Genomic DNA, 19,475 nt, shown 5'->3' on the forward strand with positions numbered 1-19,475 from the left:
CGGCGGTCGTAGCGGTTGGATGTGCGGTGACATCCGATCCGACCGCTGGAGGCGCGGTGGCCGAGCCCGTCCGTGTGCGCAGACTGACCGACCAGGAGGGGCAGAAGCTGCAGCAGATCGTGCGCCGGGGCAGCACCAGTTCGGTTCGCTACCGGCGGGCGCTGATGCTGCTGGCCTCGGCCGGCGGGAACCGGGTGCCGGTGATCGCCCAGCTGGTCCAGGCCGACGAGGACACCGTCCGGGATGTGATCCACGCGTTCAATGAGAAGGGCCTGGCCTGCCTGGACCCTAATTCGTTGGTAGCGGCACCGGCGCGGCTTCTCGGAGCACTGCCGGACTGTTCGAGTGCGGGACTGTGACGCCTTCCTGGACCCCGGCTGACGAAGCCTTCATTGAGAGCGGCGCATGACCCCGTACTTGTGAGCATGGGGACATGGCGCCTTACGTCTTCCTGCCTTCGAGCCCTCCCGGGAGAGCGGCCCAGGTCCCCGTGCTCGTGGTGGTGGCGGTCGCGTGGACGCCGCGCGGGATCGGTCAGGATCGCGCCGGCGTCCGGGAAGGGTGCGCCCAGGGGGGGGAATGGCCTGCGCGGACGCAGCAGGACGGTGGTGCTCGCACCCCACGGGAGGTGCAACCGGCCCGTCCTGGTGTTGGTACGAGTGGCCCAACGGCGAGCCGACCAACGGAGGTTGAAGCGCGACAGCGCGTCGAACGGCACGGTCTGAAGCGTGATCGACAGCGTTACCGACCACCAGGAGTCATGCTGTTCGTCAGGGCCGGGAAGCCGGATCGGCTCGGAGACGAGTTGGGCACCCTGGTCACGCGGTCCGCGCGGCATGGCTCGGAAGATGAGGTGCCCACCGTCGTACGGGTACGGGCCCAGGGCGAGGATCCGGCGGGCCAGCCAGTCGGGGCTGAGGCTGTACTGGTGCGGTGACGGACGCAGCGGTGCCGCCTGGGGCGTGTCACACGGCATGAGTTCGTGGTGGACGGTCTCCCAGCGCGGTGGATGGGCAGCCATTTCTGCGGGCCTCGGCCAGCGCCGCCGCGAACTCCTCCCGCGCGATCACCGCCCGCTCGCAAGCCCACTCGGCCTCGGCGAGCGCGGCCGCAGCGCGCTCCGCCTCCTCGCGGCACTTCTCCAGGCGCTGACGCGCGGACAGCTCCCGCTCCTCCAGCAGCCCCATGAGCGACGGCATCCAGCCCTCCGACGGTGCGGTGACACGACACCGCCATCCCTGCCGCCCATCCTCCGAGAACATGCCTGACCTGCGGAAACAAAGCCATCACGTTCGGATTGACAACGGCTTCTGACACTATTGGTCCTCATGAGTGCGGGTTTGTTGGTGATTGTCAGTCAGCGGCCTGTCAGTTCCAGCAGGAGGCGCGGGACGTCGACGGCGGCGTGGCCGGTGTGGGGCTCCACGGCCATGGGCTCGGAGCAGAGCAGGATCGGGCCGTCGTCGGGGTGGTCCGGTAGTCGGCCGTGGCTGCCTCGTACACAGGTGGCGTCGAGCGGGACCACGGAGAGTGTGGCGCGCATGCCGAGCCGTCTGCGGAGCAGGGCGCCGGCGGCCTTCAGCCTGATGAGCGGGTCGGCGGGGTCCATGAAGAGTTCTGCGGGGTCGTAGCCGGGCTTGCGGTGAATGTCCACGCAGCGGGCGAAGTCCGGTGCGCGGGCGTCGTCGAGCCAGTAGTAGTAGGTGAACCAGGAACGGCTGTCGGCGATGGCGACCAGTTCACCGGAGCGCTCGTGATCGAGGGCGAGCTCCGCCTTGCCGCTGTCGTCGAGGACGCGTTCGACGCCCGGCAGCGCCGCCACGAGGTTGCGCACGTGCGGCACGTCCGCGGGGTCCCGGACGTGGAGGTGTGCCACCTGGTGGTCGGCGACGGCGAAGGCGCGGGAGGTGAACGGGTCGAGGTACTCCATGCCGGCTTGGGTGCAGACCGAGAGCAGCCCGGCCTCGCGCAGGGCGCGGTTGAGGTGGACGGGGTGGTCGACGGCGGTGATGCCGTACTCGGAGAGCGCGACGACGGCGACGCCGCGCTCCTGGGCGAAGTCCAGCAGGGGCGCGACGGCGGCGTCCAGCTCCACGGCGGCGGCCCCGGCCTGCGGGCTGTGGGGGCCGTGTCTCTGCAGGTCGTAGTCGAGGTGTGGCAGATAGGCCAGGGTGAGGTCGGGGTTGGTCGTACGCATGACATGCCGGGTGGCGTGGACGATCCACCGGGTGGAGCGGAGGGAGGCGGCCGGGCCCCAGTAGTGGAAGAGCGGGAAGGGGCCGAGGAGTCGGGTGAGTTCGTCGTGCAGGGCGGCTGGGACGGTGTAACAGTCCGGGGACTTGCGGCCGTCGGCGTGGTACACGGGCCGCGGGGTGACCGTGATGTCGGTGCCTGCGCCCATGGCGTACCACCAGCAGACGTTGGCGGTGCGGTGGCCGGGGAAGAGGCGGCGGGCCGTCTCCCAGACCTTCTCGCCCCGCACCAGGTGGTTGTGCTGGCGCCACAGCAGGACCTCACCGAGGTCGCGGAAGTACCAGCCGTTGCCGACGATTCCGTGGTCGCGGGGGTGCAGGCCGGTGACGAGGCTGGACTGGACGGTGCAGGTGACAGCGGGGAAGACGGGGGTGAGAGGGGCCGCGTGACCCTGGTCGGCCAGGCTCCGCAGCCGGGGCATGTGCCGCAGGAGACGAGGGGTGAGGGCGGCGACGTTCAGGACCAGCAGGGGCCGGGCAGCGGAGAGGGACCGGTGGTGGCTCATGGGGTGGCCTCCAGCCCGGTGGCGAGCAGGCGGTCGCGGGTCCAGGCCAGTTCGGCCGCGATTCCCGTGATCAGGCCCTCCGTGCCGCTGGGGCGTTCGGCGCAGGGCAGCACCGACCAGGTGTAGGTCTCGACCTCCAGGTGGTCGGTGACGGCGCGGGGGCCGGCCACCAGTTCCCGGATGATCCGCGTGAGTACCGGCCTGGTCGAGGAAAGGGGCGGCGCGGGTTCGGCGTGTACCGGGATGTGGAAGTGCACGCGCCAGGGGCGTGCCGGACCGGAGTCCGTGGCGGGTTCCTGGAGGGCGAGGGAGAGGTCGTCCCAGCTCTGCGGTGGGTGTCCGTCTGCGACCGTCCTGGTCTGGTGGAGAAAGCGTGGCTCGTCGAAGGCGGCGAGCGCCTCCCGCACCTCGGCCCGTGCGGGTTCCCCGGCTTCGAGGGCGGCGGAAAGCTGTGCCTTGACGACGGGGAGCCCCGCGTCGGCCAGGCGGCAAAGTGCCGGGCCGGGCTCCTCGAAGTCGACGGCCAGATGACAGGCGTCGAGGCACACCCCGAGGTGACGAGGATCGACGCGGCCCGCCAGGCGGGCACAGGCGTCGGCGATGGTGGCCACGCTGCACCCTGGTTCGGGTTCCAGGCCCACGCGGATCTCCCGCCCGGTCTCCGCCGCGAGCTTGCCCAGTCCTTCGGCCAGCTGGTCGAGGTGGCGCAGCGCCGTGTCGTGGCTCTGCGCCGACCAGGGCGTACGCCACCCCAGGGGGAGCGTGGAGATACTGCCGCGTGCCGCGTCGTCGGGCAGCAGTGCGGCCAGGACTCGGGCGAGGTCGAGGGTGTGGGCGAGGCGCTCGGGGTCGGTCCAGTCGGGTCGGTAGACCGCTTTCTTGACCGTGGGCTCGTGGAAGCCGCGGTAGGGGAAGCCGTTGAGGGTGACGGTCTCCAGGCCGCGTGCGATCAGTTCACGGCGCAGCCGGTCGGTGGCGTCCTGGTTCGCGGCCAGTTCTCGGGACACGTCGCGGGCGAGCCACAGACCGAGGCAGAGCCGGTCCACGCCGAGGCGTGCGCGGACGGGTTCGGCGTAGACGTCGAGTTGGCGCAGTACCCCGTCGAAGTCTTCGGCGGGGTGCACGTTGGTGCAGTAGGCGAGGTGGAGCACGGTGCCGTCGGGATGGCGCAGGCGCATGGTGCTTGGCGTCCTTCTTCCGGTCGTCCGCGGCGTCGGGTTGTCCGGCCGTCAGCCGCCGCGGGCGAGGGAGTTACCGAGGTAGGTGGTGGCGGGGAGCCGCTGGGCGGATGCGTGTGGGGTGTCCGGCACGTCGAGCTTGCCGCTCTGGCCGTAGAAGGCCACCGGGTTGTGCCAGAAGACCTGCTCGATCCGGTCGCCGTCGAAGCCGGCGGCGCGCATTGCCTCGGCGGTGTGGACGGTGCTCAGCGGATCACTGCGCCCCCAGTCGGCCGCCGAATTGACCAGCATGCGGTCGACTCCGTAGTCGGCCAGGATGCGCGTGGTGCGTGCGGGGTCCAGCTTCGTGTGCGGGTAGACGGAGAACCCCATCCAGCATCCGGTGCCCGCGACTTCGCCGACGGTCTCCTCGTTCAGATGGTCGATGAGGACCCTCTCCGGCGGGAGGCCGGACTCGCGCAGGACGTCGAGCGTACGCCGGGTTCCGGTCAGCTTCTCCCGGTGCGGGGTGTGTACGAGGACGGGCAGGTCGAACTCGGCGGCGAGCGCCAACTGGGCTGCGAGCGCCTCGTCCTCCTGTGGTGTGAGGGAGTCGTACCCCACTTCCCCCACGGCGACCACCGGGTCCTTGGGCAGATAGCGCGGCAGCAGGTCGAGCACCTTGGAGCAGCGGGGGTCGTTGGCCTCCTTGGGGTTGAGCGCCAGGGCGCAGTGGTGCCGGATGCCGTACTGGGAGGCGCGGAACGGCTCCCAGCCGATCAGGGAGTCGAAGTAGTCGGCGAAGCTACCCGCGTTGGTGCGCGGCTGACCTAGCCAGAAGGCGGGTTCCACCACGGCCCGGACGCCTGCGGCACGCATGGCCTCATAGTCATCGGTGGTCCTGGACGTCAGATGGATGTGGGGGTCGAAGATGCGCACGAGGTACCTGTGTTGCGTGAGGGGATGGTGGTGGGTTCCGAGAGGAGCAAGGTCACGTCGGCGGGGAGCGGACGGCCGGCCGTCGTCAACTCCCTGGCGTAGTACCGGGTCATGCCCGCGAGCTCGGCGTCGCGCCGCGCGTCCAGGTCGGCCACGGCCCGTAGCGGAATCGAACAGTGCAGGCACTTCATGACCGCCTGCCGCCATGCCGCCCCGTCCAGGTGCCGGGCACCGTACGGGCCGAGGGCCGCGGCGATCAGCCGCAGGTCGTTGGTCCGCAGGGCATCGGCCACCAACGGCAGTGCGTGGTCCGCCGTGTCGATGACGGACAAGGAGCGCAGCACGCCGCGCCGTTCGGCGGCGTCCCCTCCGTGGTACAGCTCGGTGGCCACGTCGGCCAGCCTGGCGGGCGGAGCGCAGAGCGCGGCCAGCAGCAACGTACGAGCCGCGTCGTCCACCGTCCAGTACAGGCAGGCGGGCGGCACGGCGCCTACCGACGGGTCGGGGACGGCGACAGCCCCCCGGGCGAGTACCACCCGGCCACAGCGCCGCCCGGCCTCGGCGAACCGCCGGGGGAGGGCGGCCGGAGCGCCGGCAACCTCTTCGACGGCGGCCTCCAGCCAGGCCACTGAGCCCGCACCGGCATGGCGCGTCACCGCGGCGCGCAGCCGCCCCAGGGGCACGGTCGCGGCGTTTGCGAAGCCGTCGGGCGCATTCACTGGGCCGCCCCCGCAGGCACGGCGGAGGAATCGGCGGCCCGCAGGAACGTCAGGGAGCGGGCGGCCAGTCCGGGCGCGTCGTGGCTGTGCCGGGGCAGTTCCACACTGACCAGGCCGTGATAGCCGACCTCGGCCAGGGCGTCCAGCACGGGCGGGAAGTCGATCTCGCCCGCACCGAACTCCAGGTGCTCGTGCACGCCGCGCCGCATGTCCTCGATCTGGACGTTGACCAGGCGCGGCCCGGCCCGCCGGACGCAGTCGGGTACGGGCGCGTCCTCCAGGCAGCGGCAGTGGCCGATGTCGAGGGTGAGCCCCAGGCGAGGCGGGTCGCCGAGTCGGCGGCTAAGCCGGTCGTAGGCGTCCAGAGTGTCCACCAGCATGCCCGGCTCGGGTTCGAAGCCGAGTACGACGCCGTGCCGCTCGGCCTCCTCGACCGCCCACGAGCAGCCGCTGTACAACCTGTCCCAGGCGGCCTCGGGCGCCAGCTCGGCAGGACACGCGCCGCTCCACAGCGACACCGCTTCCGCACCGAGGTCGGCGGCGACGCGCATCGCCAGAGCCAGGTACTCCAGACGGGCCGCGGGGGCGTCGTCCAGCAGGGTCGGCGCATGCTTGCGGCGGGGATCCAGCAGGTAGCGGGCGCCGGTCTCCACGACCACGGCAAGTCCCAGCCGCTGCAGCCGCCGGGCCAGCGCGGCCGTGCGCCGTGCCAGGTCGGGGGCGAACGGGTCGAGGTGGCAGTGGTCCAGGGTCAGGGCCACACCCTGGTAGCCCAGATCGGCCAGTACGGCCACGGCATCCTCCAGGCGGTGGCCGGCGAAACCGTTGGTTCCGTAACCGAAGCGCAGAGGCGGGACGGGTGTGGGAGTCATGTGGGGGTCACCTTCCGGAACAGGTAGCGGGCCGTCCGGTGGCCCGCGAGCAGGGCGGCTCCGAGCGCCGGCGCCCCGGACCGTGCCAGGCACGCCGCCTGGAGCGGCAGCATTCCCGCGATGCCCGCGGCGACGGCACGGTGCAGGCACTGCGGACGACCGCACAGCGCGAAGAGCTGGCGACCGGCGAAGGTAACGGCGTACAACCCGAGTGCGGCCACCACCACGGCCTGGCGCCGCACCGCCTCCGCAGGGGGCATCGCCTCCCCGCACGGCACGACCCGGGCGGCCAGCCCGGTTGCCACAGCGGTGGCACCGATCGTGGGCCCGAGCAGCCGCGGGCCCGCGCCGGTGTTCTCGTGGCGGCCGAGCGCGCTGACGACGAGGGTGTGGCCGGCGACGAGCCCGGCGACCCGGGCTGCGGCGCCCAGCCGCGCGGAGCCGGCGCCCAACAGGACGTCCAGGCCACGAGCGGCGGCCATGGTGACCGGCCCGGCAACGGGGTGCCGCTTGCACCCGAGGTCGTAGGACCACACCGTGACGGCCAGAGGCACCGCCACCCGCAGAGCCGGACGCCCGCCGGCCGCCCCGGCCAGTGCCAGCCCGGCAGCGCTGAGACCGGTGGCCAGGCCAAGCGCGAAGCCCGGGCTGACGCGGCCCGACGGAATGGGCCGCTCGGGGCGTTCCCAGGCGTCGACTTCCCGGTCGGCGAAGTCATTGAGCGCCATTCCGGCCCAGTACAGGCAGACCGACGCGGCGCCCAGCAACGGCGTCCGGGCCCCGAACGGCCGCCCGGCCGCGGCGGCCCCGGCCAGACTGTCGCCCGGGACGGTCAAGGCGGCGGGCGCACGGACGAGTTCCGCGACCGCGCGCAACCGCGAGAGGGAAGGCGCCGGCCCGCCCCGGGAGCGGAGCAGCCGCCTGCGTGACTGAACACGCACCTCTCAATCACCGGTCAGGGGCAGGTACCGGGAGGGCATTTCGAATGTCGGGGTCGCCTGCCTGCCCTCGCCGGGGCCCCTGGTCAGCGTGTGGTCCAGGACCCGGCGCGCACTCTCCTCTAGCTGGTTCATCAGCCCGATCGCGGCATCGACCTGTGCCGGGTGGCCGTTGAAACCGATGTGGAGGCTGTCGACCATCTGCCCGTAGAGCCGGTTGAAGGCATGGGCGAGGCTCCACGCCTCGGGGTCGCCCCGATACGTCTCCATCGTCGGATCCGCCGGAATGTCGGCCACGTCCTCCGGCCAGCCGATCTGGTCGCCGCTGGGCGCACACGGATCGTCCTTGGACGTGAAGCGCCGCTTCAGCCACATCTCCGCGAAGGAGAAGTAGTGGGAGAGGTCACCGTTCTCGTCCCAGATCGTCCACGTGGATCCTTCGCCCTCCGTGATGATGTCGCGCAGAAGCTGCGCCGCCTTCTTGGGGTCGGTGACGCTGATGTCCTCCTGGCCGCCGAAGTAGACGTACTGCTCGGCCCGTGAGCCACCGTTGGGGAAGACGTAGTCCGCCCCGTAGTTCACCACGAGCCACTCGAGCCCTTCTGCGATGGCCTCGTAGAACATGCCGAGGGACGGATAACCGGCGGCGAGCATCGGGAGGCCCTCACCGACCTCGTCGATCCTGCCCAGCGCCACGGGGAGCTCCCCCACGACCAACGGGATGTCCTCGCAGGGCCGCGGGTCGGGCTGCTCGATGAACAGCCCCAGATTGACGAAGTCCTCGCCGAACGGCAGGAGTTTGACCAGCTTGTCGCTCGGCTTCTTCGGGTCGTCGCGGTCCGGGATGCGGCAGGGATACACGGGGGCAGCGGCGCGGAAGTCGGGCTGGCCACCGACGGCGATGAGCAGATTGGCGACGATGGCCAGGTGCCGCATCTCGGCGACCGCGATCTTCTGAATGCTGGTGCACAAATAGCTGCTCTGGGCATGCTTCGGGATCGTCCACCAACCCGTCAGATAGGGCGGAATCGTGGCGAACTCGATCGCGATCGCGTCCTGAAGCTTGGCACGCAGCTGCTGGAGGGTGTGAATGTCAGGGAGGTTTTCCGAGCCGGTCTGGGGCATGTCACGTTCCTTGGGCGAGAATGCCGCTGACATCGGTCAGCAGCTCCGAGGTGGGCAGCGAGGCCGAGTTCATTCCTCGTCCAATGCGTCCGGGGCCCAGCCGCTTTTGACCAGACGCTGGTAGAGTCCCAGCACCTGACGCTTCCCTTCGGACAGCTCGCGCGAGACCGGCATGTACAGCGTGGAGTTGGACTCCAGCAGTGTCCGGTCGGCGAGTTCGACGATCAGGTCGATGTTCTCGTCGACGCTGCTCTGGTCCCCCAGGTCCAGGTGGGCGACGTACTTCATCGACGGATAGATCACGTCGTAGGGGCACAGAACGTTCTCGTAGAGGTAAGTCCATGCCTTTTTCCTGGCGGTCTCGCGGCTCCCCGACGCCTCGCTCTGCCATTTTCTGCGGAACTCACCGGGCAGTTCGTTGTCGAACGGCAGCACCCGCACGGTGGCGTAGGAGGACCAGCCGATGGACATCTTGCCGATCGCGGCAGGACCGAGCACGTCCGGGATCCGCTCCCCTGGCGGGAAGAAGGCGATGACGGGGAAGCCGGGCCGTGCCGGCATCGGGAGTTCCAGTTCTCCGAGGCCCTTTTCCACGGTCATGGTGATCTCGCCGGGAAGGAAGATCGCGTCGCTCTGGTCCACCCGTTTCCAGCTGGCGGCCCCGGGCGCGGGGGGCTCCGGATCAGGACGGTACTCCACGACGGTCAGGGAGACGGAGTTGTCCGGCACCTTGCCCCTCTCCCGGACCTGCACATGGATCACTGCCCTGTCCAGGACCTTGTTCTCGTCCGACGGCTGGTCCACATACAGGCAGCGGTCGTCCGTTTCGACGATGAATTCCCGTTCGGCGAGGAGGGTCTTGCCGTCGACCGCACGGTGGAGCTCGAGCGTGCCCTCGGCGAGATCCTCGTCGTCGATAAAATCGGGGATCTCGACATCGACGATGCCCGCGGTGCGTTCGTAGGCTTCCTGGTCGTAGCGGGAACGGTCGATCTCGGCGATGCAGCCGAGGTCGTCCTGGAGGTCCCGCACCATCAGGCGCAACGTGCCCAGGTCCTCCTTCTTCCCGGTGGTGTCGATCTCAGGGACGGTGCTGCCCAGGTCGATCGTGGCGTAGCGGTCGCCATTGACACGCTGGGTCTCGATCGCTGCAGGGCCCAGCACCACGGGGGACGTACGTCCCCCGGGTGTGAAGGCCTCCCGGGGCACCAGGTGGCGACCGCCCGGGGCGGTGACCCACGGGTCGTCACCGGTCCACAGTCCGACGGTGCCGACCAGCCGGGAGACCGCCGGGTTCTGCGCCGGTGCCCGCCCGGATGCCAGGTCGTCGTTCCAGATCTGCACCAGGCGGGCGTACTGCTTGGTGGTCCACAGATGGGGGTCGGGGTCGTAGCAGTCCTGGAACTCGGGCAGGGTGAAGTACCGGGTGAGGTAGGCCGTGCAACGGACCATGAGGCCGCGGACACTCGGTCGCTCCAGTTCTGTCTCGAACCGGCGGAGGACATCGGAACCGGCCGCATTGATGCGCAGCGGATCGCCGCCGACCTGTTTCGGCAAGCAGACCTGGAGGAGCGTACTGGCGATTCCCGCGAGCTGCACCTTGCCGTCGCGGTTGAGGTTGCGCTGGAAGTTCAGCCAGCGGGAGTTCATGTACGTGCCGGGAGCCACCTGACCCGAGAGATAGCGTTCAGGAGCGGTGGCTGTGCCGATCTGCAACCGGTGCGCATAGAAGTTGGTGTTGGAGATGCTGTTGGGGTTGGTGTCCGTCATCCGCGCCGGCGTCGGGAAGGACCTGCCGGGAAAGGGGTCGCCGACCATGTCGACGACGGCACCGACCAGTCCGTCGCCCTCCACCGGTCCGGCGAGGTCGGTCTGGATTCCGGTGACGTGCGTCGCGGCGTCCTGGGAGTGGAAAGCCCACTCCATGCCGCCGTAGTAGTCCCATTGGGAGGGCGGCTCCTGAACCCTTCCCACGATTTTTCCGGTGCTGTCCTTTTTCTCGAACTCGCGCAGGGCGCGGGCCCACTTGGGGAACTCCGTCCGGATGTTCTCGTGGGTGAAGTGCCGAGTATCCGGGTTCTGCTGAAAGAACTCCCAATTCAGGTCGGCGTTCACATAGTCGTAGACGGGCCAGTACCTGTTGTTGTTGATGGTGCCCGGGTGCCAGGCCGCCACACCCTTGAAGTAAATGCGAGGGACGGAGAGGACACTCATTCCTGGAATCTCCTGACGCCTATGCTTCTTCGCCGCTGTGGCGGAGTGTATTTACGTGGTAACCACCCGGCCCGACATAACTTCGATCATCGAAAGGAGAAACGATTTGTCCTCACTCGGACGGCGCATGGATTGGTCCGTGTGGCAGGCCGAAAAATTCCGGCCCGTACGTCTAACCTTCGTATGGCTGAGCAATACCAGGAGCTACGAGGAAGAGCACCGATGTCACGAACGAGCGCGACGACCTCTGGTCGTGTCGGTGTCTGGCTGGTCGGGGCGCGCGGGTCGGTGGCGACCACAGCCGTCGTCGGGGCACTGGTGCTCCGAGCGGGGCTGACGGTAGGACGGGGCATGGTGACCGAGCTGGCGCCCTTCGCCGACGCCGGCCTGCCCGCCGTGACGGGTCTCGTGTTCGGGGGCCACGACATCACCGCAGTCCCCTGGGGCAAGAAGGCGGAGCAACTCGCGGACCAGGACGTTCTGCCGCGGGACTTCGTGGCGGCGCTGGCCCGGGAGCTGGAACAGGCGGAAGCCGCGTTGCGTCCGGCGCCGACGGACCGCCACCCCGGACGGAACGTCGAACGTATCGTCGAGGACCTCACCGCCTTCGCCGAGGACCACCGCCTGGCACGCACAGTCGTGGTGCACGTCGCGTCCTGCGAACCCGCCGCGACACCTCACCCCGCGCATGCGCACCTCGACCAGGTCGAGGCGGCGCTGGCCGCGGGGGCGGAGGACGTGCTGCCGCCCAGTTCCCAGTACGCCTGGGCCGCGATGCTCGCGGGCTGCGGGTACGTCGACTTCACCCCCTCGACCGGGGCACGGCTGCCGGCCCTGGCACAGCTCGCCGAGCGCCAGTGTGTGCCCTACGCCGGTCAGGACGGGAAAACGGGCGAGACTCTGGTCAAGAGTGTTCTCGCCCCGATGTTCGCCTGCCGGAACCTCACAGTGAACTCCTGGTCGTCCGTCAACCTGTTGGGAGGGGGCGACGGCGCTACCCTGGCGGACCCCGGAGCGGGCGCGGCCAAGGTTGCGAGCAAGACCCGTGTGTTGGAGGCGACTTTGGGCTACCAGCCCGAGGGCCGTGTACGCATCGACGAGGTGGCCGCCCTCGGTGACTGCAAGACCGCATGGGACTTGGTGACCTTCTCCGGCTTTCTGGGCGCGCGCATGAGACTGGAGTTCACCTGGTCGGGCCTCGATTCCGCGCTCGCGGCGCCGCTGGTCCTGGACCTCGCCCGCCTGGTGGCCCGCGCCCACGAGGTCGGCAGGAGCGGCCTTCTGCACGACCTGGCATTCTTCTTCAAGGCCCCGCAGGGCACGGTTCCGCACGACCTTCCAGGCCAGTGGCGGCGGCTGTGCGCGTTCGCGGGGGAACTGGGTGCCGGCACCGATCATCCGCCCAGGCGATAGACCGTTTCGCCGGGACAACAGTCGGGACAACAGTGCAGGCGGGCCTGGCACCAGGCCCGCCGACCGCCTCGTACAGCTTCTGCCGCCGTCACCGAACTACATCGGTGCTGAGGCTGCCTTCTGCGACCGTGTCTCGTCCAGCTTGCGGGCGACGTACTGGTCGATACTCCTGAGCGTGCCCAGGTTCTCGGGGATGATGTCGCCATCGTCGACCTGGATCCCGAGGCTGTTCTCCAGGTGGGTGACCAGCGAGAGGAGGCCCAGGGAGTCGAGGATGCCCTTCTCGATCAGCGGCAGGTCGTCCGTGAGCTCGGCCGGGGAACCATCCCAGCCGAGGCTTTCCACGATGAACTTCCGCACCTGTTCAGCGGTGTTGCGCATGTGCGCCTACCTCCATGTCCGCCTTGAGCCGGCGGTAGTCGATCTTGTCTGTGGTGGTCCTGGGCAGGGCCGCCACCGTCCGGAGCCGCCACGGGACCATGTAGCTGGGCAGGACGGTGCGGCAGTGGGCGGTCAGCCGGGCGGCCGCCATCTCCTCGCGCAGCACGACGAACGCCGCGATGAGGTGGCCGAATTCCTCGTCTGGAACCGCGACGGCAGCGCACTCCAGCACGGCCGGGTGGGTCGCCAGCGCCCGCTCCACCTCGCCGAGTTCGACCCGGTAGCCGCGGGTCTTGATCTGGGAGTCCCGCCGTCCGAGGAAGTGCCAGTGGCCCTCGGCGTCTTGGGTAACCAGGTCGCCGGTGTGGTAGGCGGGGACTTTCGGCCGGTCGGGGGCGGGGCGCAGGGCCTGCGCGGTGCGCGCCGCGTCACCGAGGTAGCCGCGCATGACCGTCGCGCCGCGGACGCACAGTTCGCCCGTCTCGCCCACCCCGGCCGGGCGGCCGTCGTCGGCCTCCGCGCAGAGCTCGACCCCTGGCAGCGGGACCCCGATGGGAAGAGCCACGCAGTCCGCCGGGAGGGGCCGCGGCACCTGGTAGTAGGTGCAGACGTTCGTTTCCGTGGGCCCGTAGAGGTTGTAGAAACGCGCGTCGGGAAGCACCTCCATCGCCCGTCTGAGCAGCGGTACGGGGTACACCTCGCCGGCGAAGAGGGCCAGACGCAGATCAGGCAGGCCACGGGCGTCCAGGCCGCCCCGCGACACCAGCAGGTTGAGCGCCGAGGGCACCGAGTACCAGACGGTGATCCGCCGGTCACGGACGAACTCGGCCAGCACACTGGGAAAGGCGGCGACGGCCGTGGGCACCGGCACCACGGCGGCACCCGCCCACGCCGCGGCGAAGACATCGAACACCGACAGGTCGAAGTGGAGCGGGGCGTGGTTCGCCAGCCGGTCGGCCCCGGTCACCTCGAACTCCCGTGCCGCCCAGGCCACGAACGACAGCGCGTTGCGGTGCGAGATCATCACGCCCTTGGGGTTGCCGGTGGAGCCCGAGGTATACAGGACGTACGCCAGGTCGTCCGGCTGCACGGCGATGTCCGGCGCCTCACCGGGCCATTCGGCCGCCTCGTGCGGGGCGACCACCTCGGTGACCGGGGAACCATGCCCGCCGAGGTCCGCCCGCAACCGGTCGGCGTCCTCTTGTGCCGCCACCACGACACGGATCCCGGCGTCGGTCGCGATGGTGCGCAGCCGCGGCACCGGAACGCCGAGAGGAAGCGGCACATAGGCGGCACCGGCCGCGAGCGCCCCGTACACCCCGACCAGGGCGTCGGCGGTGCGAGGCAGGTGCAGTCCCACGCGGTCACCAGGCCGGATGCCCAGCGACAGCAGCAGCCGGGCCAGTTGGTTGGCCCGCCGGTCCAGCTCGGCGTAGGTCAGGTGACCGCCGTCGTCGATCACCGCGGTGGCGTGCGGAGTACGGGCGGAGCTTGTGCGCAGCAGGTGGTGCAGCAGATCGGTCATGAGATCACAGCCCCAGCATCCGCGAGATGATGACGCGTTGGAGGTCGGAGGTGCCCGAGTAGATGCGGCTCGCCAGGGCGTCGCGGACATCGCGCTCCTGCGCGGTGCCGGACATGTAGGCGTACGCACCGTGGGTCGCGAAGGCCGACATGCTGGACTCGACCAGCGCCTCGCTCAGATACAACTTCACGATGGAGGACTCCAGACTCGTGCGCCTGCCCTGATCCTTGAGCCAGGCCAGGCGGTACAGCATCAGCTGGGCGGCCTCCAGCCGCACCCGCATGTCGGCGATGCGGCCGGACACCGACTGTTTCCTGCCGATGGGCTCACCGAACCGTGTGTGGGTCCGTGCGTGTGCGACCGACTCCTCCAGTTGGCGGCGCATGGTGCCCAGGGCGGTGGCCAGGATGAAGCTGCGCTCCCACTCGATGGTGGTGTTGAACACCGTCATGCCCGCGCCGGGGCCGCCGAGCAGTGCCGACGTCGGCACGTGGCAGCCGTCCAGAACCACTTCGCCCATCGGGGAGGAGGACAGTCCCATCTTCTGGAAGGGCTCTCCCACAAAGACACCCGGTTGGTCCCGTTCGACGATGAACGCGGACAGCCCACCCGCGTCCTTGGCCCGGCCGGACCGGGCGAGCACCACGAAGACATCGGCCACCGGCGCGTTGGTGATGAACGTCTTGACCCCGTCGAGGACGTAGCCGTCACCGCTCGGGCGGGCGGTGGTACCGACCGCGAGCGCGTCGGATCCGGATCGGACCTCGGTCACCGCTTGGACGCCGATCATCGAACCGTCGCACAGTGAAGGCAGATAGCGGGCTCGCTGCCCGGCGTCGCCGAAACGCCATATCGGCAGCGCACAGGACCACATATGAGCGCCCAGCGAGAAAAGCAGTCCGTTGTCGTTACAGCCGTAGCCCAGTTCTTCCAGCATCAGAACGGTGGTGAGCAGGTCGGCACCCTGTCCGCCGTACTCAAGGGGAAACGGCATGCCTTGGACGCCGAATTCTGCGCATTGCCGCCACAGCTCGCGGGAAAAGGGGCGGTCATCACTCGGCGAAGAGGGGTTGAGTTGCGCCTGGGCGAAGCGTAGAGCTTCCTTGCGCATTTGCTCCTGCTCGGTGGTCAGCGCGAAATCCACGCGCCGATCTCCTCTCTTTTTTCGGTGCCCGAGATTGGGCCCTTGGGGGACATTACCCCAAACATCGAGTACGCTTCTACCAGTGCACACGAACGGGGGAATCCCCGCGTTTCCGTGATTCTTAATTCGATCAAGATCACTTGATGATCGATATTTTTCGGCCGCAAGGGTGAAATTGGATGTGTGCGCGAGAATTGGCCGCGGGAGAGCTTCATTATTTCATTCAAGGCCTGATTGGCAATCCAAGTTGTACGGCTGCGGCCTGTCCCGTCCCTCATGCGCAGAGAGAGATCTCAACCATGCCTGTTATTGCACCCTTCCTGCTCGGTCTCGTCCTGGCGCCGGCGGCAAAGCGCTTCGCCCGGCCATTGGTGCACGGCACCATCAAGACGACGGTGGGCCTGGCCATGGAGATGAAAAAGGCCGCGCACCAGGCCGGCGAGGAGTTCCACGACATCGCCGCGGAGGTGACCGCCGAGATGATCAACGCCGAGCTTCGGGATGACGCGAAGCCCGTCGAGAAGACCACGAAGGCCAGGCCCGCCGCGGCCACCGCGGGTGCCGCGAGCGGAAAGGGCAACTGATGACCAACCCGTTCGAGGACGAGGACGCCCGCTTTCTCGTGCTGGTCAACGACGAGCACCAGCACTCCCTGTGGCCGGCCTTCGTCGATGTGCCCGACGGCTGGGCCGTAGCCCACCCGGAGGACAGCCGGCAGGCGTGCCTGGAGTACATCGAGCGCACCTGGACCGACATGCGGCCGCGGAGTCTCGCCGAGGCGATGGACGGCGGCCGGTAGAGCGGCAACGACACGGCGTGCCCAGATCCTTGTGTCAGCCATCTACGTCAACCCGGACAAAGCTGTGAAGGAGTGGAATCCATGGCCGAGAGCCGTGATCTCGTGACGGAGACGGCGGAGGAGGACACGTCCGCGAGTCTTTTGTACCGGGCCGAGCTCGTGTACAAGCGAGGCATCTACATGCTCATCGTCCGGGACCTGGTGCAGGGGACCCTGCAGACGACCACGGTCCCCGGCAGGACGGTGGCGAAGATCCCCGTGTACCTCTCCAAGCTCGACCTGCAGCAACACTGACGGCGCCCGCCGGAGTGAATGTGCAGGGCCGTGTGGCTCGTCCAGCGGTCCGCGCTCATCTCTCGGCCACTTGTGCGGGTACTGCGTACATGCGGGTACGGCGTACAGATCGATGAGAGAAAGAGAGAGCACCATGGCACCTGTTCCTGTCGCCCCCTTCGTCGCGGGTGTGGTAGCGGCACCGCTGGTCCAGCGGATCGTCAAGCCCCTCGCGCGCGGCGCGGTGAAGACCTCGGTGGGGCTGGTCATCGACGTCAAGCAGGCCTCTCGCAGGACGGCCGAGGAGATGCGTGACGTCGCAGCCGAGGCGGCCGGGAAGAGGGCTCCCGAGGTGGCGCCCCGGGAGGGCACCGACGGGGTTGTGCCGCCCAAGAAGCAGGCGGGTGCGGCCAAGGCGAGCTGAGCCCGGGGTCCGACGCGAAACGGTGCTTCCATGGGCTCTCCGTAAGTGGCCCTGCTACAGCTGCCTCGCAGCGGTAGCAGGGCCACTGTCGTCCCCCGACCATGGTGCGGGTGGGCGACCTCAGGCCGGCACCCGTTGACCGGCCTGCAGCCGCCACAGAGTGGCGTAGGTGCCGTCCCGCGCCACGAGCTCGTCGTGTGTCCCGTGTTCGGCCACCAGGCCGCCGGAGCCCAGGACATAGATCCGGTCGGCGCCGCGGACGGTGGACAGCCGGTGGGCGATGACGATCATCGTGCGGTCCGTCCCGAAGGCCTGAAGAGCGTGCTGGATGGCGGCCTCGGTTTCGTTGTCGACGGCTGAGGTGGCCTCGTCGAGGATGACGACCGGCGGGTCGCGCAGGATGGTGCGGGCCAGCGCGATGCGCTGTCTCTGCCCTCCCGAGAGCGCGGCGCCGCGTTCGCCGACCAGGGTGTCGTAGCCGTCGGGCAGGGCGTCGATGAAGGTGTGGGCCCCGGCGGTGCGGGCCGCCTCGACGAGCTGCTCGTCGGTGGCGTCGAAGGTGCCGTAGCGGATGTTCTCCGCGATCGTGGAGTCGAACAGGAACGGCTCCTGAGCGACGTACCCGATCGCGCGGCGCAGGTCCGGCAGGGCGATGGTGTGCACATCGGTTCCGTCGAGCAGCACCTGTCCCTCGTCGAGGTGGCGGAAACGCATGAGCAGTTTGGCGATGGTGGTCTTGCCCGCGCCGGTGGCGCCGACGATGCCTGTGGTGCGGCCGGGGGCGATGGTCATCGAGGTGTCGAGCAGCGCCGGCGGGCGACCGGGGTAGGCAAAGGTCACCTTCCGCAGCTCGATGTTCCCGCTGACCTGCTGGGCGGGCAGACGACGGCCTTCCGTGACGGGCTCGACGGGCAGGCCGTGCAGGTACTGCACCCGTTCCAGGGCCGCGAGGGTGCGCTGGTACTGGTCGGTGATGCTGCCCAGCCGGGTCAGCCGTACCAGGGCGATGCCCGGCAGTTCGATCAGCGGCCCGAATGCCGCGGCGGGCAGCTCTCCCTTCAGCACGGCCCGGCCGCCCAGCAGCAGTGTGCCGACCAGTGCTGAGCAGCCGGCCAGCCGCAGGGTCTGGGACTGGGCCGCCGCGCTGCGGTCGGTGGAGCCGTTCGCCTCGCGGTATTCCCGGCTCAGCTCGGCGATGCGCGTGCTCTCGTGCTCTTCGGTGCACGCGGCCTTGATGGTGGTGTGGGCATGGAGGTTGTCGGACATCCTGCCGTTCAGCCGAGCCCGGTGCTCACCGGAGGCGATGTGGTCGGCGACCGCGCGCTCGTGGAAGCGGAAGGACAGCCAGGTGACCAGCGGGACAGGCGCGAAGGCGACCCAGGCGATCTGCGGGGCCAGCAGCAGGTACACCGGGATGAGCGCCGCGAGGCTCGTGGCCAGCTGGACCGATTCGTGCAGGCTGGTGCCGACGAAGGTGCCCAACTGGCTGATGTCTTCGGACAGTACCGCGGCGACCCGGCTGGTGCGCTCGCTCTCCATGTCGGCCGGTGCCAGTTGCTGGACGTGGGCGTAGGTGCGGGTACGCCAGTCGTCCTCGACCGTCTGTCCCAGCTTGCGCCAGGCGACGCCGGCGGCGTAGCCCAGGGCGGCCATGGCGAGGCAGGCCACCAGGGCGGCGCCGACGAGGAGCGACAGCTGGGCCGTGGCGCCTGTCACGCCCAGCGCGGCCAGAGTCGCACTCTCGCCCTTGGCGAGCAGCAGCACGGTCGAGGGGACCAGGGCGTACAGCGCCATTTCCGCCAGCTGGGCGAGTACGGACAGCAGCGTTGCCCCGCCGAGCTGCCGTTTGTGCCGGCCGATGACGGTCCGCAGCGGGTGGTGGTCCGGGGCCGTTCCGCCCTGCTCCTGTGCCTTCTTCTGCTGCTGCGCGCGATCCGAGCGCGACCACGCCCTTCTGACCACGACGGCCGTGGCCGCGGCGGCCAGGCCGAGGCTGGCGAGGGGGCTCGCGAGCAGCGGCATGCAGAACTTGCCGCAGGCCACGGCCGCGACCGCCACGGCACCACCGCGGACCAGCAGCGCGGACCGCTTGCGACGCCGAGTCCCCTCGGCCGGTACGCCCGGACTGCTCGCCGCGACGCCGCCGTCGGCGGCTGGGCGGGTCGCACCAACCGAGGTGCCGGCGCGGCCCGCGCGAGACCGCGCGTACAGCAGGGTCCGGGTGACGGCCTCGCGCAGGCGCCCGGCGATGCGCTGCGGGGGGACGTCGGGGTCGTGCCGGACCAGTACCCGTCCGGTGACCGGGTTCGCATGTGCCTCGACGATGTCTTCGTCCTGTTCGAGGAATTCCTCGATCAGGCGGGCGACGCCCGGTCTGCCGCAGACGGCCTCGACATCCCAGCGCTGCCTGCCGGGGATCACCGACCGGGCTCGCAGTGTGGGCGGCACGTCCGGACGAGGTACCGCAGAGGTTGTGGTGGGGGGCTTCTCAAGCAACAGCATGTCGACAATCACCGGTTTCCGAAGGGGGCGCCGCACCGTGCGACGCCGACGCAGGGAAGAAGCTCGTTCTCATCACCGCCTAACGCGTCCGCGCTCACGGCTGGTCCACCACCCCCGGCAGACACGTGCTGGTCCACGGCCGACCGAGGTGCCCGGGCGAGCCCCGTCGAGGGCCCGGAGAGCCGTCGGCTCCCAGGTCGTCCTGCACGGTGGGCTGGTTCCCGTCCTCGGCGTCGGTCTCGGCCGGGGGAACGGCGCAGTTGCTTCCGCTCGGGTCAGTCGGGTTCGTCAT

At 69.6% G+C, this 19,475-nt stretch carries 19 protein-coding genes and 2 pseudogenes; 6 read left to right on the forward strand and 15 right to left on the reverse strand.

Features of this window, described 5'->3' with window-relative positions; translation table 11 throughout:
* Nucleotides 1-56: 56 nt before the first annotated feature.
* A pseudogene (locus ACWC0C_RS05735) lies at nucleotides 57-290 on the forward strand (helix-turn-helix domain-containing protein); the annotation flags it as partial.
* 329 nt (nucleotides 291-619) lie between these two features.
* Here ACWC0C_RS05735 and ACWC0C_RS05740 read toward each other — a convergent pair.
* The 10 genes and pseudogenes from ACWC0C_RS05740 to ACWC0C_RS05785 form a co-directional block, all read right to left on the reverse strand.
* Nucleotides 620-1,021: pseudogene (locus ACWC0C_RS05740) on the reverse strand (pPIWI_RE module domain-containing protein); the annotation flags it as partial.
* Nucleotides 966-1,199, reverse strand: a complete 234-nt coding sequence (locus ACWC0C_RS05745; protein ID WP_450861873.1) for a hypothetical protein — start codon at nucleotides 1,197-1,199, stop codon at nucleotides 966-968. The pseudogene ACWC0C_RS05740 and the gene ACWC0C_RS05745, both read right to left, overlap by 56 nt.
* A gap of 158 nt (nucleotides 1,200-1,357) precedes the next feature.
* Nucleotides 1,358-2,758: an alkaline phosphatase family protein gene (locus tag ACWC0C_RS05750; protein ID WP_450861875.1), complete on the reverse strand. Its 1,401-nt coding sequence runs from the start codon at nucleotides 2,756-2,758 to the stop codon at nucleotides 1,358-1,360.
* A complete protein-coding gene (gene eboE / locus ACWC0C_RS05755) occupies nucleotides 2,755-3,936 on the reverse strand; it encodes a metabolite traffic protein EboE (RefSeq protein WP_450861877.1) in 1,182 nt (393 codons plus the stop codon). The genes ACWC0C_RS05750 and eboE overlap by 4 nt, the downstream gene beginning before the upstream one ends.
* Nucleotides 3,937-3,987: 51 nt before the next feature.
* The gene (locus tag ACWC0C_RS05760) at nucleotides 3,988-4,854 is read right to left on the reverse strand and encodes a TatD family hydrolase (protein ID WP_449201953.1); all 867 of its coding nucleotides are present in this window, start codon (nucleotides 4,852-4,854) and stop codon (nucleotides 3,988-3,990) included.
* Nucleotides 4,824-5,573, reverse strand: a complete 750-nt coding sequence (locus ACWC0C_RS05765) for an EboA domain-containing protein (protein WP_450861880.1) — start codon at nucleotides 5,571-5,573, stop codon at nucleotides 4,824-4,826. Before ACWC0C_RS05765 ends, ACWC0C_RS05760 begins: the two co-directional genes overlap by 31 nt.
* Complete coding sequence (locus ACWC0C_RS05770; protein WP_450861882.1) at nucleotides 5,570-6,445, reverse strand: sugar phosphate isomerase/epimerase family protein; 876 nt, start codon at nucleotides 6,443-6,445, stop codon at nucleotides 5,570-5,572. The genes ACWC0C_RS05765 and ACWC0C_RS05770 overlap by 4 nt, the downstream gene beginning before the upstream one ends.
* On the reverse strand, nucleotides 6,442-7,320 hold the full coding sequence (locus tag ACWC0C_RS05775) for an SCO3242 family prenyltransferase (protein WP_450861884.1): 879 nt from the start codon (nucleotides 7,318-7,320) through the stop codon (nucleotides 6,442-6,444). Before ACWC0C_RS05775 ends, ACWC0C_RS05770 begins: the two co-directional genes overlap by 4 nt.
* Before the next feature lie 69 nt (nucleotides 7,321-7,389).
* The gene (locus ACWC0C_RS05780) at nucleotides 7,390-8,508 is read right to left on the reverse strand and encodes a ferritin-like domain-containing protein (RefSeq protein WP_450861886.1); all 1,119 of its coding nucleotides are present in this window, start codon (nucleotides 8,506-8,508) and stop codon (nucleotides 7,390-7,392) included.
* A gap of 69 nt (nucleotides 8,509-8,577) precedes the next feature.
* Nucleotides 8,578-10,722, reverse strand: a complete 2,145-nt coding sequence (locus ACWC0C_RS05785) for a hypothetical protein (RefSeq protein ID WP_450861888.1) — start codon at nucleotides 10,720-10,722, stop codon at nucleotides 8,578-8,580.
* A 222-nt stretch (nucleotides 10,723-10,944) separates the two neighbouring features.
* Here ACWC0C_RS05785 and ACWC0C_RS05790 point away from each other — a divergent pair, with 222 nt between their 5' ends.
* Entirely contained in the window at nucleotides 10,945-12,135 is a 1,191-nt protein-coding gene (locus tag ACWC0C_RS05790; RefSeq protein WP_450861890.1) for an inositol-3-phosphate synthase, read from the forward strand.
* 96 nt (nucleotides 12,136-12,231) lie between these two features.
* Here ACWC0C_RS05790 and ACWC0C_RS05795 read toward each other — a convergent pair whose 3' ends face one another.
* The 3 genes from ACWC0C_RS05795 to ACWC0C_RS05805 are packed head-to-tail and all read right to left on the reverse strand — an operon-like array spanning nucleotide 12,232 to nucleotide 15,185.
* On the reverse strand, nucleotides 12,232-12,516 hold the full coding sequence (locus ACWC0C_RS05795; protein ID WP_449201946.1) for an acyl carrier protein: 285 nt from the start codon (nucleotides 12,514-12,516) through the stop codon (nucleotides 12,232-12,234).
* Nucleotides 12,500-14,041 carry an amino acid adenylation domain-containing protein gene (locus ACWC0C_RS05800; protein WP_450861892.1) on the reverse strand — a complete coding sequence of 514 codons (1,542 nt, stop codon included), beginning with the start codon at nucleotides 14,039-14,041 and terminating at the stop codon, nucleotides 12,500-12,502. The genes ACWC0C_RS05795 and ACWC0C_RS05800 overlap by 17 nt, the downstream gene beginning before the upstream one ends.
* A gap of 4 nt (nucleotides 14,042-14,045) precedes the next feature.
* On the reverse strand, nucleotides 14,046-15,185 hold the full coding sequence (locus ACWC0C_RS05805; RefSeq protein ID WP_449201944.1) for an acyl-CoA dehydrogenase family protein: 1,140 nt from the start codon (nucleotides 15,183-15,185) through the stop codon (nucleotides 14,046-14,048).
* A 299-nt stretch (nucleotides 15,186-15,484) separates the two neighbouring features.
* Here ACWC0C_RS05805 and ACWC0C_RS05810 point away from each other — a divergent pair, with 299 nt between their 5' ends.
* From ACWC0C_RS05810 to ACWC0C_RS05825, 4 genes are all read left to right on the forward strand, one after another.
* Nucleotides 15,485-15,769, forward strand: coding sequence for a DUF5132 domain-containing protein (locus ACWC0C_RS05810; protein WP_450861894.1), 285 nt, complete (start codon nucleotides 15,485-15,487; stop codon nucleotides 15,767-15,769).
* Entirely contained in the window at nucleotides 15,769-15,984 is a 216-nt protein-coding gene (locus ACWC0C_RS05815; protein ID WP_449201942.1) for an MbtH family protein, read from the forward strand. Before ACWC0C_RS05810 ends, ACWC0C_RS05815 begins: the two co-directional genes overlap by 1 nt.
* A gap of 81 nt (nucleotides 15,985-16,065) precedes the next feature.
* Nucleotides 16,066-16,278, forward strand: coding sequence for a hypothetical protein (locus ACWC0C_RS05820; protein WP_450861895.1), 213 nt, complete (start codon nucleotides 16,066-16,068; stop codon nucleotides 16,276-16,278).
* A gap of 133 nt (nucleotides 16,279-16,411) precedes the next feature.
* On the forward strand, nucleotides 16,412-16,681 hold the full coding sequence (locus tag ACWC0C_RS05825; protein WP_449201940.1) for a DUF5132 domain-containing protein: 270 nt from the start codon (nucleotides 16,412-16,414) through the stop codon (nucleotides 16,679-16,681).
* 120 nt (nucleotides 16,682-16,801) lie between these two features.
* Here ACWC0C_RS05825 and ACWC0C_RS05830 read toward each other — a convergent pair whose 3' ends face one another.
* Together ACWC0C_RS05830 and ACWC0C_RS05835 are read right to left on the reverse strand one after the other, a co-directional pair.
* Entirely contained in the window at nucleotides 16,802-19,129 is a 2,328-nt protein-coding gene (locus tag ACWC0C_RS05830) for an ABC transporter ATP-binding protein (RefSeq protein WP_450861898.1), read from the reverse strand.
* A 148-nt stretch (nucleotides 19,130-19,277) separates the two neighbouring features.
* On the reverse strand, nucleotides 19,278-19,475 hold the full coding sequence (locus ACWC0C_RS05835; RefSeq protein WP_449201938.1) for a hypothetical protein: 198 nt from the start codon (nucleotides 19,473-19,475) through the stop codon (nucleotides 19,278-19,280).

This window comes from Streptomyces sp. NPDC001709 (assembly GCF_053596375.1).

Excerpts from the sequence above, each read along its gene's own strand:
- ACWC0C_RS05785 (WP_450861888.1), bottom strand. The coding sequence starts at position 10,722 with ATGAGTGTCCTCTCCGTCCCTCGCATTTACTTCAAGGGTGTGGCGGCC.
- ACWC0C_RS05750 (WP_450861875.1), bottom strand. The coding sequence starts at position 2,758 with ATGAGCCACCACCGGTCCCTCTCCGCTGCCCGGCCCCTGCTGGTCCTG.
- ACWC0C_RS05815 (WP_449201942.1), top strand. The coding sequence starts at position 15,769 with ATGACCAACCCGTTCGAGGACGAGGACGCCCGCTTTCTCGTGCTGGTC.
- ACWC0C_RS05790 (WP_450861890.1), top strand. The coding sequence starts at position 10,945 with ATGTCACGAACGAGCGCGACGACCTCTGGTCGTGTCGGTGTCTGGCTG.
- ACWC0C_RS05745 (WP_450861873.1), bottom strand. The coding sequence starts at position 1,199 with ATGCCGTCGCTCATGGGGCTGCTGGAGGAGCGGGAGCTGTCCGCGCGT.
- ACWC0C_RS05795 (WP_449201946.1), bottom strand. The coding sequence starts at position 12,516 with ATGCGCAACACCGCTGAACAGGTGCGGAAGTTCATCGTGGAAAGCCTC.
- ACWC0C_RS05825 (WP_449201940.1), top strand. The coding sequence starts at position 16,412 with ATGGCACCTGTTCCTGTCGCCCCCTTCGTCGCGGGTGTGGTAGCGGCA.
- ACWC0C_RS05820 (WP_450861895.1), top strand. The coding sequence starts at position 16,066 with ATGGCCGAGAGCCGTGATCTCGTGACGGAGACGGCGGAGGAGGACACG.
- eboE (WP_450861877.1), bottom strand. The coding sequence starts at position 3,936 with ATGCGCCTGCGCCATCCCGACGGCACCGTGCTCCACCTCGCCTACTGC.
- ACWC0C_RS05770 (WP_450861882.1), bottom strand. The coding sequence starts at position 6,445 with ATGACTCCCACACCCGTCCCGCCTCTGCGCTTCGGTTACGGAACCAAC.
- ACWC0C_RS05810 (WP_450861894.1), top strand. The coding sequence starts at position 15,485 with ATGCCTGTTATTGCACCCTTCCTGCTCGGTCTCGTCCTGGCGCCGGCG.
- ACWC0C_RS05780 (WP_450861886.1), bottom strand. The coding sequence starts at position 8,508 with ATGCCCCAGACCGGCTCGGAAAACCTCCCTGACATTCACACCCTCCAG.
- ACWC0C_RS05800 (WP_450861892.1), bottom strand. The coding sequence starts at position 14,041 with ATGACCGATCTGCTGCACCACCTGCTGCGCACAAGCTCCGCCCGTACT.
- ACWC0C_RS05835 (WP_449201938.1), bottom strand. The coding sequence starts at position 19,475 with ATGACGAACCCGACTGACCCGAGCGGAAGCAACTGCGCCGTTCCCCCG.